Source organism: Yersinia fenwicki (assembly GCF_043099325.1).
Taxonomy (GTDB): domain Bacteria; phylum Pseudomonadota; class Gammaproteobacteria; order Enterobacterales; family Enterobacteriaceae; genus Yersinia.
In genome coordinates this window covers 4,680,419-4,696,268 of the sequence record NZ_CP170755.1, presented here as the reverse complement: position 1 = coordinate 4,696,268, position 15,850 = coordinate 4,680,419, and the positions used below count along the sequence as shown (strand labels likewise).

Genomic DNA, 15,850 nt, shown 5'->3' with positions numbered 1-15,850 from the left:
TGTTTTATATACCCTAAATAATTCGAGTTACAGGAAGGCGGCAATTGAGCGAATCCCCGGAGCTTACATAAGTAAGTGACTGGGGGGAACGAAAGCAGCCAACGCACATGCAACTTGAAGTATGACGGGTATAGATTATTTTTTCTTAACCGGACGTTGCCAACCCTGCACATGAACTTGCTTCACACGACTAAGCACTAACTCGTTTTCGGCGATATCACGGGTGACAGTTGTTCCTGCGGCAATCGTCGCGCCGTTTGCAACAGTCACTGGCGCGACAAGTTGAGTATCTGACCCAACAAAGACATCATCGCCAATAATAGTTTTAAACTTATTAGCTCCATCATAGTTGCAAGTTATAGTCCCTGCGCCAATATTTACGCCAGAGCCAATTTCAGCATCGCCCAAATAGGAGAGATGACCAGCTTTAGAGCCTTTACCCAAGCGGGCTTTCTTGATCTCAACAAAGTTACCGACATGCGCGCCTTCAGCTAATTCCGCACCAGGTCGCAAGCGAGCAAATGGCCCAACAGTACAACCCGTATCCAAACGAGAATCCTCTAATACACTGTATGGGCTGATTTCGGAATCATCACCAATCACACAGTTTTTGAGGACACATCCAGTTCCAATACGGACGCGATCACCTAAAGTCACATGGCCTTCAATGATGACATTGGTATCAATAGTGATGTCACGACCATGTGTTAATTCTCCGCGCAAATCAAAGCGCGCAGGATCCAATAACATCACCCCAGCGAGTAAAAGCTTCTCAGCTTGCTCTGACTGATAAACGCGTTCAAGAGCGGCTAATTGCAGGCGGTTGTTGACACCTTCAACCTCACTCAGACGAGCGGGATGCACCGCAGCTATCTTCTTATCATCAGCATGGGCCAGCGCAATAATATCAGTGATATAAAACTCACCTTGGGCATTATTGTTATCCAACAGTGATAACCAGCGCTTTAAATCACGACCATTGGCAACTAAAATCCCGGTATTGATTTCATTAATCTCACGCTGTGTGTCGTTAGCATCTTTATGCTCAACAATCCCGACTACATCGCCATTCTCGCGCACAATACGGCCATAACCACTAGGGTTATTCAGCTTCACCGTTAGCAAGCCAATACCACCTTGTGGCTTCGCCGCTAACAAACGCTGGAGAGTATCAACTGAGATTAACGGTACATCGCCGTACAGCATCAGGACATCTTCATCATCAGCAAAATGGGGGGCAGCTTGTTGCATCGCGTGGCCAGTACCCAACTGCTCAGCTTGCAGCACCCAGTTCAATGCGGGATCAGTCAGTGTTTTTTGCAGCAACTCACCGCCATGCCCATAAACCAAATGAACCTGCTGAGCACCCAGCTTCATGGCAGCATCAATAACATGCTGAACCATCGGCTTACCTGCCAGTGGGTGTAACACCTTAGGAAGGTCGGAATACATACGTGTCCCCTTACCTGCGGCAAGGATGACTACACTCATTGAGCTGTTAGACATAAGCAACCTGATAACTCCAAATTAATAGACGGAAGTAAACCTGTTTAGCGAAATAATTACTACATATTTCTCAGCGAAAAACGTGTCCAACCCGCATGGTTAAAGGGTTGTAGCAATAGAGCAGGTAATAAAAAAATGCAGATAAAAGTGTCTGCGATCGACGACGTTTTATGACCTGTTTTTATCAAAACACACCCACCTACGCAGGTCATTAGCCACTTATTTTACGACAAGAAACAAGAGTTTTCAGAAAGAAACGCTTTTAGTTTAGCTGATGCTTAATGAAATAGCAGAAAGCCGGAGGAGGGTGGTTAATGAATGCATATTATTAGGTATGAATATAAAAAAATGCCAATCAGCTTTACTGACTGGCATTCTATCGTTCTTTATATTCTTCGTAATTGAAGCTGTGGGCGGTTTAGCAGCCTTCACTAGTACCCGACATCCTCAATGACTTTAAATATATAATAATTTACAAATTAGTGGGTTACTAAAAACCCACCACTGTAAAATTACATCGCTTTCCTGGTCAGCTCGATTACACGTAGTTTTGCAATCGCTTTCGCCAATTCAGCGGATGCCTGTGCATAGTCGACATCGCCGTGGGAGTTATTGATATGTTCTTCTGCTTTACGTTTAGATTCTAACGCCTTAGCTTCATCCAGATCAGTTCCACGAATAGCAGTGTCAGCCAATACGATCACCACACTCGGTTGCACCTCAAGGATGCCGCCAGAAAGATAAATAAACTCTTCCTCACCGAACTGCTTAACGATACGTATCATGCCAGGCTTAATGGCAGTGAGCAGTGGGGCATGACCAGGGAAAATCCCTAGTTCACCTTCACTACCCGTCACCTGAATTTTTTGTACCACGCCAGAGAACATCTTCTTCTCAGCGCTCACAACATCCAGATGGTAAGTCATTGCAGCCATGTCACCCTCCAGTCAACAGCGTTACAGTTTCTTGGCTTTTTCCACTGCTTCTTCAATGGTGCCAACCATGTAGAACGCCTGCTCCGGCAGGTGGTCATAGTCGCCGTTCATGATGCCTTTGAAACCACGAATGGTATCTTTCAGCGATACGAACTTGCCCGGTGAACCGGTAAAGACTTCTGCCACGAAGAACGGTTGAGACAGGAAGCGTTGGATTTTACGCGCACGGGATACCACCAGTTTGTCATCTTCTGACAACTCGTCCATACCCAAGATTGCGATAATATCTTTCAGTTCCTGGTAACGTTGCAGAATAGACTGCACGCCACGCGCTACATCGTAATGCTCCTGACCAACAACCAGCGGATCAAGCTGACGGCTGGTGGAGTCAAGCGGGTCAACCGCCGGGTAAATACCCAGAGAGGCGATTTGACGGCTCAGAACGACGGTTGCATCCAAGTGAGCAAAGGTGGTTGCTGGAGATGGGTCAGTCAAGTCATCCGCTGGTACGTAAACGGCCTGAACAGAAGTGATTGAACCCGTCTTGGTGGAAGTAATACGTTCCTGCAACACACCCATCTCTTCTGCCAGAGTTGGCTGGTAGCCTACGGCAGATGGCATACGACCCAGCAGTGCGGAAACTTCCGTACCGGCTAAGGTATAGCGATAAATGTTATCGATGAACAGCAATACGTCACGACCTTCATCACGGAATTTCTCCGCCATGGTCAGGCCGGTCAATGCAACGCGCAGACGGTTACCTGGTGGCTCATTCATCTGGCCATAAACCAAGGATACTTTGTCCAGAACGTTGGAGTCAGTCATCTCGTGGTAGAAGTCGTTACCCTCACGAGTACGCTCACCCACGCCAGCAAATACGGAATAACCTGAGTGCTCAATCGCAATGTTACGAATCAGCTCCATCATGTTTACCGTTTTACCTACACCGGCACCACCGAACAGACCGACTTTACCGCCCTTAGCGAACGGACAAATCAAGTCCATTACCTTGATACCGGTTTCTAACAAGTCTTGCGAGCTGGCAAGATCTTCGTAAGAAGGCGCTTCACGGTGGATTGCCCAACGCTCTTCTTCACCGATAGGACCTTTCATGTCGATTGGATCACCCAATACGTTCATGATGCGGCCCAGAGTTGACTTGCCCACTGGCACTTCAATTGGGTGTTCCAGGTTGATGACTTTCAACCCGCGGCTCAGACCATCGGAAGAGCCCATTGCGATACAACGAACAACACCACCGCCCAGCTGTTGCTGAACTTCCAGCACGAGCTTCTCAGCTGCGCCTTCAACCTCAAGGGCGTTGTACACTTTTGGTACAGCGTCTTGGGGGAATTCGACGTCCACTACGGCGCCGATTACCTGGATAATCTTTCCAGTAGCCATCTTGAATCCTCTACGTAATACGTTTACCCGTCATATTCCAAATTGCTGGGGCGTTGGCTGCCTTCTCTCACCCGAATTGCTTACTTGAGTAAGCGCCTGGGGATGTGCTCAGTTGCCGCCTTCCCACAATCTGAACTATTTAGGGTAATAACCTGGTTAAACCGCGGAGGCTCCCCCGACGATCTCGGTGAGTTCCTGAGTGATGCTGGCCTGACGAGCCTTGTTGTAAACCAACTGCAGCTCTTTGATCAGACTACCGCCGTTATCGGTGGCGGCTTTCATCGCTACCATTCGCGCGGCCTGTTCGCTGGCCAGGTTTTCAACGACGCCCTGATAAACTTGCGATTCCACATAGCGACGCAGGAGAGTATCCAGCAGTGCTTTAGGATCAGGTTCATACAGGTAATCCCAGGATTTCCTTTTCAGCTCACCATCTTCCGCTGGCGGAAGTGGTAGCAGCTGCATGATCCGTGGTTCCTGAGACATCGTATTGATAAACTTGTTATTAACGATATACAGTTTATCCAAACGACCTTCATCATAGGCTTGCAGCATGACTTTCACTGGCCCGATAAGTTCTGACAAAGAAGGGTTATCTCCCATGCCAGTCACTTGAGCAACAATTTTGCCGCCCACGGAACCAAAGAAAGATGCTGCTTTTGATCCGATCAGCGCTAAATCACACTCAACGCCTTTTTCAGACCAACCTTTCATTTCAGCCAACAGTCTTTTGAACAAGTTAATGTTCAAACCACCACACAAGCCACGGTCTGTAGAAACCACCAGATACCCAACGCGCTTAACATCACGCTCTTCCAGGTATGGATGTTTGTATTCCAGATTACCTAGCGCAAGGTGACCAATCACACTACGCATTGTTTCTGCATAAGGACGGCTGGCCGCCATGCGTTCCTGCGATTTACGCATTTTGGAGGCGGCGACCATCTCCATGGCTTTGGTGATCTTTTGCGTGTTTTGCACGCTGGCGATCTTGGAACGTATCTCTTTTGCGCCGGCCATTTCTGCTTCTCCTCATTGCCAGACGGCCTGCTTTCCTAATGAAAAGCAGGGCCGTATAGCGTTACCAGGACTGGGTTGCCTTAAATGTATCAAGGATGCCTTTCAGCTTGGCCTCGATCTCATCGTTATACGCGCCAGTTTGGTTGATTTGTTGCAGAAGCTCGGCATGCTCACGGTCAGCAAACGCCAACAGCGCAGCTTCAAAGCTACCTACCTTCGCCAACTCGATATCACCCAGATAACCACGTTCAGCTGCGAACAGAACCAGAGACTGCTGCGCAACTGACATCGGTGCGTATTGTTTCTGTTTCAGAAGCTCGGTCACTTTCTGACCGTGGCTCAGCTGTTTACGTGTTGCATCATCCAAATCGGATGCGAACTGGGAGAACGCAGCAAGTTCACGATACTGTGCCAGAGCGGTACGGATACCACCGGACAGTTTTTTCATGATCTTGGTCTGCGCTGCACCACCCACACGGGATACGGAGATACCTGGGTTAACCGCAGGACGAATACCGGCGTTAAACAGGCTGGATTCCAGGAAGATCTGACCATCAGTAATAGAAATTACGTTGGTCGGAACGAACGCGGAAACGTCCCCTGCTTGGGTTTCAATGATTGGCAATGCGGTCAAAGAACCGGTTTTACCTTTCACTTCACCCTTGGTAAAGGCTTCAACGTAATCGGCGTTAACACGCGCAGCACGCTCCAGCAAACGTGAGTGGAGGTAGAATACGTCGCCAGGATAAGCTTCACGACCTGGTGGACGACGGAGCAGCAAGGAGATTTGACGATATGCAACAGCCTGTTTAGACAGGTCATCATAAATAATCAGCGCATCTTCACCACGGTCGCGGAAATATTCCCCCATGGCACAACCGGAGTAAGGTGCCAGGTATTGTAATGCTGCTGATTCTGATGCAGTAGCTACCACCACAATGGTGTTAGCCAACGCGCCGTGTTCTTCCAGTTTACGCACTACGTTTGCAACAGTAGAGGCTTTCTGGCCGATAGCAACATACACACATTTAATGCCTGAATCGCGCTGGTTGATGATCGCATCAATCGCCAGAGCAGTTTTACCTGTCTGACGGTCGCCGATGATCAATTCACGCTGACCACGACCGATTGGAATCATGGCATCGACTGACTTATAGCCAGTCTGAACAGGTTCATCAACGGATTGACGTTCGATAACGCCAGGTGCGATAGCTTCAACAGCTGAGAAGCCGTCGTTTTCTACCGGACCTTTACCATCAACAGGTTCACCCAGAGTATTGACGACGCGCCCCAACAGGCCACGACCGACAGGAACTTCCAGGATACGGCCAGTACATTTAACCTTCATGCCTTCAGCAAGATCGGCGTACGGACCCATAACTACAGCACCTACGGAGTCGCGCTCCAGGTTCAGTGCGATTGCGTAACGGTTGCCAGGCAGTGCGATCATCTCGCCTTGCATTACATCAGCCAGACCGTGTACACGAATGATCCCGTCACTAACGGAAACAATAGTACCTTCATTGTGAGCTTCGCTCACTACATTGAACTGAGCAATGCGCTGCTTGATCAGTTCGCTGATTTCGGTGGAATTCAGTTGCATATGCTCCAGTCCCCTTAAGACTGCAAGACGTCCGCCAGGCGTTCTAGACGACCGCGAACGCTGCCATCTATCACCATATCGCCTGCACGTATTACTACGCCGGCCATTACGGACTTATCGATTTTGCAATTCAGCTTAACTTTGCGTGATAGACGTTTTTCCATCGCAGCGGCAATTTTAGCCTGCTGTTCGTCGTTCAATGGGCTCGCAGAGCTCACTTCAACGTCGACGGTCGACTCCAGCGAGGCACGCAGTTGAATAAACTGCAGTAATACCTCAGGAAGAACCAGTAAACGGCCATTCTCCGCCATAACTCGAATGAAGTTCTGTGCGGGTTCATCGAGCTGATCACCACAGACAGCAATAAACGTCTTAGACATTGTTTCTGGCGCTACAGCACCGGAAAGCAATTCAGCGATCTGTTCATTGCGAGTCACTTGGGCAGTAAAAGCCAGCATATCCTGCCAACGATCAACCGCCTGGTGCTCAACAGCAAAGTCAAAAGCTGCTTTGGCGTAGGGGCGAGCTACAGTGACAAATTCAGACATCAGCCCCTCCCTCCTTACAGTTCAGCGACCAGTTTATCAACGATGTCGCTGTTAGCAGCTTCATCCACGGAACGTTCGATGATCTTCTCGGCGCCAGCTATAGCCAACATCGCGACTTGCTTACGCAACTCTTCACGAGCACGCTTACGTTCGGCGTCGATCTCTGCCTGCGCTTGCGCCACGATTTTGTTACGTTCCTGTTCAGCTTCTGCTTTAGCTTCATCAAGGATCTGAGCTTTGCGTTTACTTGCCTGCTCAATGATCACCTGTGCTTCTGCTTTGGCCTTCTTCAGTTGGTCGGTCGCATTGGCTTGCGCTAAGTCCAAATCTTTTTTGGCACGCTCTGCAGAAGAGAGACCGTCAGCAATTTCTTTTTGACGCTTCTCGATGGCAGCCATGATCGGCGGCCATATATACTTCATACAAAACAGGACAAACAGGACAAACGCGATGGCCTGGCCGAGGATTGTTGCGTTAAGATTCACAGCACAATGCCTCTTTAAAAGTTAATAGTTTGGTGTAGTTCACAGTAGAGAAAACTCTACTTACGCGACAGCAAACATCACGTACAGACCCAGACCAACAGCGATCATAGGGATGGCGTCAACCAGGCCCATGACGATAAAGAACTGTGTACGCAGCAGAGGAATCAGGTCAGGCTGACGTGCAGCGCCTTCCAAAAATTTACCACCCAGGATGCCGATACCGATCGCAGCACCGATTGCCGCTAAACCCATCATTATAGCGGCAGCCATGTACAGCAGATCCATATTCAGGTTTTCCATGACAGTCTCCAGTTATTTCAGTTAAAACGCAGTAGTGTTATAAGAAAATCAGTGCTCTTCGGACGCCATCGACAGATAGACAATCGTCAGAACCATGAAGATAAAGGCTTGTAACGTAATAATCAGTATGTGGAAGATAGCCCAAGGTAAACTGAGCATCCACTGTGACCACCACGGCAACAGGCCAGCAATCAGGATGAAGATCAACTCACCCGCATACATGTTGCCGAACAGTCGTAGACCGAGTGAAACCGGTTTGGACAGCAGGCTGACACCTTCCAGAATTAAGTTAACTGGAATGAATATCGGGTGATTGAACGGCTGCATCGTTAATTCTTTTACGAAGCCGCCTACACCTTTCATTTTAATGCTATAGAACAGGATCAGGATGAAGACACCCAATGCCATGGACAAGGTAATACTCACGTCTGCGGTAGGTACCACACGCAGCGCAGGTAACCCAAAGACATGTTCACCAATGTAAGGCAGTAAATCGATTGGTAGTAAGTCCATCATGTTCATCAATAAAACCCAAACAAACACGGTCAGGGCTAATGGTGCGATGACTTTACTTTTGCCGTGGTACATATCCCGTACGCTGTTATCGACAAAACCGATAATTAACTCAACAGCCGTCTGCAATTTGCCAGGCACACCACTGGTGGCACCTGCCGCAACTTTACGGAAAACAAACAGAAAAGCTAACCCCAGCACGACAGAGAAGAACAAAGAGTCAATGTTCAACGTCCAGAACGTCGCAGGGCCAGGTGAGTGGGGATTGACCAACTCAAAGGTACGCAGGTCCAACTGAAGGTTATTCAGATGGTGACCTATGTAGTCCCTTGGAGTAGAGATTTCTCCTGATGCAGACATGATGCCTCTTACCCTTTTTGTAGTTAAATACGGTGACCGTTAAATACGATAACTGTTAAGTACGGTAGCCGCTTATCACGGCCGGTGCCAATATCTGCACAATCAGCACCGCTAAATAGGTTAAACCGAGTGGCGTAAACGCTGCTTTAAACAGCCCTAATGCCACGATCAGCAAAATTATCGTCATGATAACTTTTAACCCTTCGCCAATGGCAAATGACCACGCAACACGACCCGGAGCAGCTGTTTTTACCTGATGGCGGCAAGCAAACAACATAAATATGGCACTGGGTAACCAGGCTGCCAACCCTCCAGCTAAAGCTGAAGCACTCCATTCCAGGCTTCTAAAACCAAAAACAGCACTGAGAACAACAAAAGTCATTAACTGCAACAACAGTAACTTTCGTGCAATTTTCCCACTGTAAAGGGATACAGGCATGACGTTTGTTCTCTCCGAACCACACTAAAGGCATATTAAGTGAGGTATAGAACTGCCTTTTACCCCATTGAGTCAAGCAGCAAAAAACGAGCAAATTATACGGGCCACTCAAACGAATTCAATCGATAAGTAACGAAAAGGTGAACAATTATTCAATTTTTTTACTTTCTGGCTTTTTTCAGCAGATTACTCTCGGAATATAGGCCAAATTGAATTGTCTGACGATTCCAATTATTATCAATAAAGCGTGCAATGGATCACAAAAATTAAAACAAAACGATTTATAGCCCATAACAGCCTGCTTTGTCTTTAACGAAAAGAGCCATTAAAAACTTTTATAAATCATAATGTTAAATTATTACCATTATCAAACAACTTATCTACTTAGTAAAAACTTACCGTTGACATTTCAGATAATAATCCAGCAACACTTCGGACACATAAAAAGAATGATATCTTAGATAAAATAATAACCAGCGTAACTATTTGATCACCTGCAATATGATTATGTCGTTTATTACTGCTGATATTGTAAACAAGGCGTTAAATATAATCTTTCCGAACTATAGTCAGCGGATAAATAATCGCCAATATTAAAAGTGCTACTGCAGACAATTCACCTTACTTGCACTAAGGATTTATTACATTTTTTTGATAAATAGCAAAGTTAGTTTGACTTAAGAATAACCAAATGACGTTCACCGTCCAACTCTGGTACCTGCAGTCGAACAACCGATTCAAGAACTATCCCTTCAGGCAATGTTGCTAATTCATCATCCGGCCTTACCCCTTTAAGCGCATAAAAGCGCCCTTCAGGCTTAGCGGGCAAATGATGACACCAGGACAGCATATCTTGTAAGGATGCAAATGCACGGCTTATTACACCATCAAATGGCGGTTTTGCGGCAAAGTCCTCAACACGGCTTTGTACCGGTTCGATATTGCTTAACCCTAACTCATGCTGTACCTGACGTAAAAAGCGAACACGCTTGCCCAAGCTATCAAGTAAGACGAAGTGTGCATCGGGCCGCACGATGGCTAACGGTATCCCTGGAAGCCCTGGCCCCGTACCGACATCAATAAAACGACTGCCTTGCAAGTGTGGGTTAACGACAATGCTATCCAGGATATGCCGCACCAGCATTTGCATTGGGTCACGCACAGAAGTCAGATTATAAGCTTTGTTCCACTTATCAAGCAGTTCAACATAGCCTATCAATTGGAATTTTTGCTGATCGGGTAACTCAATATCTGCTGCATTCAGCAGGGAATCTAATTTTTTTAACACAATGGTATCCTCTGACTGAAAAAACTCTGTCAGCGTGTAATGAGCCAATATGTGGGATGATAATCTAGCTTAGCTGTGGTTTGAATAGTTGGTTATGGCCTGAATTACCGGGCTGCTTATTTTTGCAACCCGGCAAATGTTTAATGGTTACGCGCTACGGCGCAACAAACCTTGTTTTTTCAGCCAAACCAATAAGATGGAAATTGCCGCAGGTGTAATGCCGGAAATACGTGAAGCTTGCCCGATCGAGTTAGGTTTATGATCATTCAATTTAGCGATAACTTCATTCGATAAACCAGACACTTGGCGATAATCGAGATCAGCGGGCAATAAAGTATTTTCATTCCGTAACTGCTTTTCTATCTCTTCCTGCTGACGGGCAATATAACCTTCATATTTAACCTGAATCTCAACCTGATCTGCTGCTTGTGGATCGATTAATGCCGGGCCAAATGAAGGCAACGTTGTCAACAAACGATAGTCAATTTCAGGGCGGCGCAGCAATTCCTCCCCATTGGCTTCTTTAGACAAGGGAGCTTTCAGCACCGCATTGATTTCAGCTACGTTCTCAGAATGAGGATGAACCCAGATATCACGCAAGCGTTGGCGCTCTTTTTCAATTTGCTCAATTTTTTGGCTAAAGTGAGCCCAGCGAGCATCGTCGACCAGCCCTAATTTACGACCCATTTCGGTCAAACGCAGATCCGCATTGTCTTCACGCAGCATCAAACGATATTCCGCTCGTGAGGTAAACATGCGGTACGGCTCTTTAGTGCCTAGAGTACTTAAATCGTCCACCAGCACGCCGAGGTAAGCTTCATCGCGACGAGGTGACCATCCATCTTCATCGTTGGCGAAACTGCCAGCATTGAGGCCTGCAAGCAGCCCTTGAGCCGCAGCTTCTTCATAGCCCGTAGTCCCATTGATTTGCCCGGCAAAGAACAAACCTTGGATATATTTACTTTCCAGAGTCGGTTTCAAATCACGAGGATCAAAGAAATCATATTCAATGGCATAACCAGGACGAACGATGCGCGCATTTTCAAGCCCTTTCATCGAGCGGACTATCTGCATCTGAACATCAAATGGCAAGCTGGTAGAAATACCGTTTGGATAGATCTCATTACTGGTTAGACCTTCCGGCTCAAGGAAGATCTGATGTGAATTACGATCAGCAAAGCGCATGACTTTGTCTTCGATCGATGGGCAATAACGTGGCCCGATCCCCTCAATGATCCCAGCATACATAGGGCTGCGATCCAGGTTATTACGGATCACTTCGTGGGTTTTCTCATTGGTGTAGGTAATATGACATGCCATTTGCTCTGGATGCTGGCTGGCATTTCCCAGGAATGAAAAGACCGGAATAGGTGTATCGCCCAGTTGTGGTGCTAATTGGCTAAAATCAATAGTTCGGGCATCAATACGCGGCGGAGTACCCGTTTTAAGGCGATTTACACGTAGCGGTAACTCACGCAGACGTTGTGACAATGAGATGGATGGTGGATCACCTGCTCGGCCGCCGCTGTAGTTCTCAAGGCCAATATGAATTTTGCCATCGAGGAAAGTGCCGACGGTTAAAACCACAGCTTTAGCGCGGAATTTTAACCCCATTTTGGTCACTGCACCGACCACACGATCGTTTTCAACAATCAGATCTTCTACTGGCTGCTGGAAAATCATCAAGTTAGGCTGGTTTTCCAATGCGGTACGCACGGCCTGTCGATACAGAACACGGTCTGCTTGGGCTCGAGTTGCTCTTACCGCTGGCCCTTTGCTGGCGTTTAGTATCCTAAACTGAATACCGGCCTGGTCAGTTGCCATTGCCATTAACCCGCCCAGAGCATCGATCTCTTTTACCAAATGCCCCTTACCAATACCGCCAATCGCTGGGTTACAAGACATTTGTCCCAACGTGTCGATATTGTGCGTCAGCAATAAGGTCTGACGTCCCATGCGTGCCGCTGCCATTGCAGCTTCCGTGCCGGCATGGCCACCACCAATGATGATGACGTCAAATTGATCTGGATAAAACATGGTACTGCACCTCGCCGTTATGCGAATTTCTGTGTTTGCCCTGGGGTGGGGGATTCTACTCAAGTTTAGACGATCGACCAAGCAGCTTAGGATCGCTCTTAATTAAAAGAAGATCTTTTTATTTAAAGATCTCTTTATTAGATCTCTTATTAGGATCATGATCTTCTGTGGATAAGTGATTATTCACATTTAAGATCATGTAATTAAGGAGGATCGTTTGCTGTGAATGATCGGTGATCCTATTGCGTATAAGCTGGGATCTAAATGGCATGTTATGCACAGGCACTTTAAGTCACTAAGGTTGTTATGTGGATATGTACTGCTTATACCCTGCTTTCAAGCTTACTTATCCACATTCGTTCGCGTGATCTTTAAGCAAGTTAGAGTAAATTAATCCAGTTTTTAACCCAAATCTCTGCCGGGTCCTCAGGAATTTCATGTTTGATGACGTCAATTTCTAAAATATCACCCACACGCATGGCTCCCTGGATGATCAGTTGCTGATCCAATTTTCTGACCGCACCACAGAAAGTGTCATATTCTGAACTACCCAAACCAACAGCACCAAAGCGAACCTGCGAGAGATCCGGCTTCTGCTGTTCGATTTGTTCTAATAAGGGTTGAAGATTGTCCGGCAGATCACCTGCACCATGAGTGGAAGTGATAATTAGCCACATACCATCCAGAGTCAGTTCGTTTAATTCAGGACCATGCAGAGTTTCTGTCGTGAAACCCGCCTCTTCTAATTTCTCAGCTAAATGTTCAGCAACGTATTCAGCACTGCCAAGCGTACTGCCACTGATCAAGGTAATGTCAGCCATAAAGAACCCAACCGAAGTAATGAACCGGTATTGTACGCTGTGAATCAGCTGGGATCTACCTGTGGATAATGTGGGTATAGTTATTTAGTGCTTAGGGCACGATGGTACGCATGATGGGGTTTTGCAGGGAAATAAGAGTCTCGGTTGATTGGATCTCATCAATGGTTTGGATCTTGTTGATAAGTACCTGTTGCAGTGCATCTATCGATTTACACATGACCTTAATGAAGATGCTGTAATGGCCAGTGGTGTAATAGGCCTCGACAACTTCTTCTAAACTTTCCAGTTTCTTTAACGCCGAAGGGTAATCCTTGGCACTTTTCAAAATGATGCCGATAAAGCAGCACACGTCATAACCCAGCTGTTTTGGATTAACGTGAACACAAGCTGCGGTGATAATCCCCGCCTGGCGCATTTTCTCAACTCGGACATGAATTGTTCCTGGACTGACACCAAAATTTTTGGCTAATTCAGCATAAGGAGTACGCGCATTTTCCATTAATGCGGTCAGGATGCCACGATCGAGATTATCGATTTGATAAATTTCACTCATATTAACCCCCTTTTTTTATCGATTATCTAATTATAGATGCATAAAAATGAATGATTAAAAGTGAAAAGGCAATATTGTTTATTGGATATTGAATTTAACCCTCATTCTGTTGCTTAATCGATGACAAGCCAAACGGCATAACAGACAATTTGCATAACCGACAGCAACGAATTGAGAAAACGACAATGAAAAAGCAATTTATCCAAAAACAACAACAGATCAGTTTTGTAAAATCCTTCTTTTCCCGTCAATTAGAACAGCAGTTGAGCCTAATTGAGGTGCAGGCACCCATCCTGAGCCGTGTGGGTGATGGTACCCAAGATAACCTGTCTGGTTCGGAGAAAGCCGTTCAGGTAAAAGTTAAAAGCTTGCCTGACGCAACTTTTGAAGTTGTTCATTCATTAGCTAAATGGAAACGTAAAACCTTAGGTCGCTTTGATTTTGGTGCTGACCAAGGGATTTATACTCATATGAAAGCATTGCGTCCTGATGAAGATCGCTTGAGTGCCATTCATTCCGTGTATGTAGATCAGTGGGATTGGGAGCGTGTCATGGGAGATGGCGAGCGCAACCTGGCTTACCTGAAGTCTACTGTTAACAAGATCTATGCGGCTATTAAAGAAACCGAAGCAGCGATCAGTGCTGAATTTGATATAAAACCTTTCTTACCAGAACAGATTCATTTTATTCACAGTGAAAGCCTGCGCGCTAAATTCCCTGCTCTGGATGCGAAAGGTCGTGAACGCGCGATCGCTAAAGAGTTGGGCGCTGTTTTCTTGATTGGGATTGGCGGCAAATTAGCTGACGGTAAATCTCATGATGTTCGTGCCCCGGATTATGATGACTGGACCTCTCCTAGTGCAGATGGTTTTGCAGGGCTAAACGGTGACATTATTGTTTGGAACCCTGTGTTGGAAGATGCTTTTGAAATTTCATCCATGGGCATTCGTGTCGATGCAGAAGCACTGAAACGTCAATTAGCTCTGACGTCTGATGAAGATCGTCTGAAACTGGAATGGCATCAATCGCTGCTGAATGGTGAAATGCCGCAGACAATCGGTGGGGGTATTGGTCAGTCCCGTTTAGTGATGTTATTGCTGCAATTACCGCATATTGGTCAGGTACAATGTGGTGTGTGGGGGGCAGAAGTCAGCGAGAAGGTAGAAGGTCTGCTGTAATTCCCTTTCATACTTGAAGTTGCAGGGTTGTTGGCTTGCTGCTTACCTGCAACACAAATTATTTTGGAGATATATTATATTTCCTCAGCCCGCGAGGGCCTTTGCTGTCATCGCGGGTTATCAATCTATGCTGTAGTGAGATATAAATGTAACCATCACTACATGCAAAGGTTGTTGACGTTATGGCCCTATTTCATCCTCTTAAACACTACTCACATGCGCGTCCAAGGCTATTATTATCTGTTGGTGCTGGAGTCATCACTTATTTCCTGTTGCCGTTACATTTCACTGTATTGCTGCGCTTGATGGTGAGTTGGAATATATTTGCGTGGCTATATTTATTCTTTTTATGGCTGCAATTATTGCGTAATGATCCGAAAAAAATCAGATTAATAGCTCGTGTGCAGGATGAAAGTGCCAGTATGGTGCTAAGTATTGTTAGCATGGCGTGCTTGGCGAGTATTTTGGTTATTCTGTTTGAATTAAGCACGGCGAATCAACTATCGGGTTCGGCCAAAGCATTCCATTTAGTCCTCACAGGAATGACGTTATTGGTCTCGTGGTTATTATTGCCAACCGCTTTTACTATGCATTATGCCCATTTATTTTATTTATCCCGCGATGAGTCAGACGCTGTTCTCCCGTTAATTTTCCCTAAAGAGGTTACTGAGCCTACTTATTGGGATTTTCTTTATTTTTCATTCACAATTGGTGTCGCTTCCCAAACCGCTGATGTCTCGACCGGCACGTCAGATATCCGCCGTGTGGTGCTCTTACAGTCAGTATTATCCTTTATTTTCAATATGACGATCTTGGGGTTATCAATTAACGTCGGAGCAGGGTTACTGAACTAGAATAGT

At 46.3% G+C, this 15,850-nt stretch carries 16 protein-coding genes; 2 read left to right on the top strand and 14 right to left on the bottom strand.

Annotation, left to right across the window (positions count from 1 at the left end; all coding sequences use genetic code 11):
- Window positions 1-135: 135 nt before the first annotated feature.
- The 14 genes from glmU to asnC all read right to left on the bottom strand — a co-directional run bounded on the left by glmU (window position 136) and on the right by asnC (window position 13,812).
- Window positions 136-1,506 (bottom strand): bifunctional UDP-N-acetylglucosamine diphosphorylase/glucosamine-1-phosphate N-acetyltransferase GlmU, encoded by a 1,371-nt coding sequence (glmU, locus tag ACF3VQ_RS21350; protein ID WP_392432878.1) that lies wholly within the window; start codon window positions 1,504-1,506, stop codon window positions 136-138.
- A 512-nt stretch (window positions 1,507-2,018) separates the two neighbouring features.
- The gene (locus tag ACF3VQ_RS21345; RefSeq protein WP_005175169.1) at window positions 2,019-2,441 is read right to left on the bottom strand and encodes a F0F1 ATP synthase subunit epsilon; all 423 of its coding nucleotides are present in this window, start codon (window positions 2,439-2,441) and stop codon (window positions 2,019-2,021) included.
- Window positions 2,442-2,462: 21 nt separating this feature from the next.
- A complete protein-coding gene (atpD, locus tag ACF3VQ_RS21340) occupies window positions 2,463-3,845 on the bottom strand; it encodes a F0F1 ATP synthase subunit beta (protein WP_005161168.1) in 1,383 nt (460 codons plus the stop codon).
- 156 nt (window positions 3,846-4,001) lie between these two features.
- On the bottom strand, window positions 4,002-4,865 hold the full coding sequence (atpG, locus tag ACF3VQ_RS21335; protein ID WP_004393031.1) for a F0F1 ATP synthase subunit gamma: 864 nt from the start codon (window positions 4,863-4,865) through the stop codon (window positions 4,002-4,004).
- A gap of 61 nt (window positions 4,866-4,926) precedes the next feature.
- Entirely contained in the window at window positions 4,927-6,468 is a 1,542-nt protein-coding gene (gene atpA / locus ACF3VQ_RS21330) for a F0F1 ATP synthase subunit alpha (protein WP_005161175.1), read from the bottom strand.
- A gap of 14 nt (window positions 6,469-6,482) precedes the next feature.
- Window positions 6,483-7,016 (bottom strand): F0F1 ATP synthase subunit delta, encoded by a 534-nt coding sequence (atpH, locus tag ACF3VQ_RS21325; RefSeq protein WP_392432875.1) that lies wholly within the window; start codon window positions 7,014-7,016, stop codon window positions 6,483-6,485.
- A gap of 14 nt (window positions 7,017-7,030) precedes the next feature.
- On the bottom strand, window positions 7,031-7,501 hold the full coding sequence (atpF, locus tag ACF3VQ_RS21320; protein ID WP_004393038.1) for a F0F1 ATP synthase subunit B: 471 nt from the start codon (window positions 7,499-7,501) through the stop codon (window positions 7,031-7,033).
- Between the two features lie 60 nt (window positions 7,502-7,561).
- Complete coding sequence (gene atpE, locus ACF3VQ_RS21315) at window positions 7,562-7,801, bottom strand: F0F1 ATP synthase subunit C (protein ID WP_004393045.1); 240 nt, start codon at window positions 7,799-7,801, stop codon at window positions 7,562-7,564.
- 48 nt (window positions 7,802-7,849) lie between these two features.
- The gene (gene atpB / locus ACF3VQ_RS21310) at window positions 7,850-8,674 is read right to left on the bottom strand and encodes a F0F1 ATP synthase subunit A (RefSeq protein ID WP_005161179.1); all 825 of its coding nucleotides are present in this window, start codon (window positions 8,672-8,674) and stop codon (window positions 7,850-7,852) included.
- Window positions 8,675-8,729: 55 nt separating this feature from the next.
- Complete coding sequence (gene atpI, locus ACF3VQ_RS21305; RefSeq protein WP_392432874.1) at window positions 8,730-9,113, bottom strand: F0F1 ATP synthase subunit I; 384 nt, start codon at window positions 9,111-9,113, stop codon at window positions 8,730-8,732.
- Window positions 9,114-9,780: 667 nt separating this feature from the next.
- Window positions 9,781-10,401, bottom strand: a complete 621-nt coding sequence (rsmG, locus tag ACF3VQ_RS21300) for a 16S rRNA (guanine(527)-N(7))-methyltransferase RsmG (protein ID WP_392432873.1) — start codon at window positions 10,399-10,401, stop codon at window positions 9,781-9,783.
- Window positions 10,402-10,548: 147 nt separating this feature from the next.
- A complete protein-coding gene (gene mnmG, locus ACF3VQ_RS21295) occupies window positions 10,549-12,438 on the bottom strand; it encodes a tRNA uridine-5-carboxymethylaminomethyl(34) synthesis enzyme MnmG (protein ID WP_392432872.1) in 1,890 nt (629 codons plus the stop codon).
- 380 nt (window positions 12,439-12,818) lie between these two features.
- Window positions 12,819-13,259 (bottom strand): FMN-binding protein MioC, encoded by a 441-nt coding sequence (gene mioC / locus ACF3VQ_RS21290; RefSeq protein ID WP_392432870.1) that lies wholly within the window; start codon window positions 13,257-13,259, stop codon window positions 12,819-12,821.
- 91 nt (window positions 13,260-13,350) lie between these two features.
- Window positions 13,351-13,812 (bottom strand): transcriptional regulator AsnC, encoded by a 462-nt coding sequence (asnC, locus tag ACF3VQ_RS21285; RefSeq protein ID WP_392432868.1) that lies wholly within the window; start codon window positions 13,810-13,812, stop codon window positions 13,351-13,353.
- Between the two features lie 185 nt (window positions 13,813-13,997).
- On the opposite strand from asnC, the gene asnA reads away from it, so the two are divergent.
- A complete protein-coding gene (gene asnA, locus ACF3VQ_RS21280; protein WP_392432867.1) occupies window positions 13,998-14,990 on the top strand; it encodes an aspartate--ammonia ligase in 993 nt (330 codons plus the stop codon).
- Window positions 14,991-15,172: 182 nt separating this feature from the next.
- Window positions 15,173-15,844, top strand: a complete 672-nt coding sequence (locus ACF3VQ_RS21275) for a DUF1345 domain-containing protein (RefSeq protein ID WP_392432866.1) — start codon at window positions 15,173-15,175, stop codon at window positions 15,842-15,844.
- Window positions 15,845-15,850 lie beyond the last annotated feature (6 nt).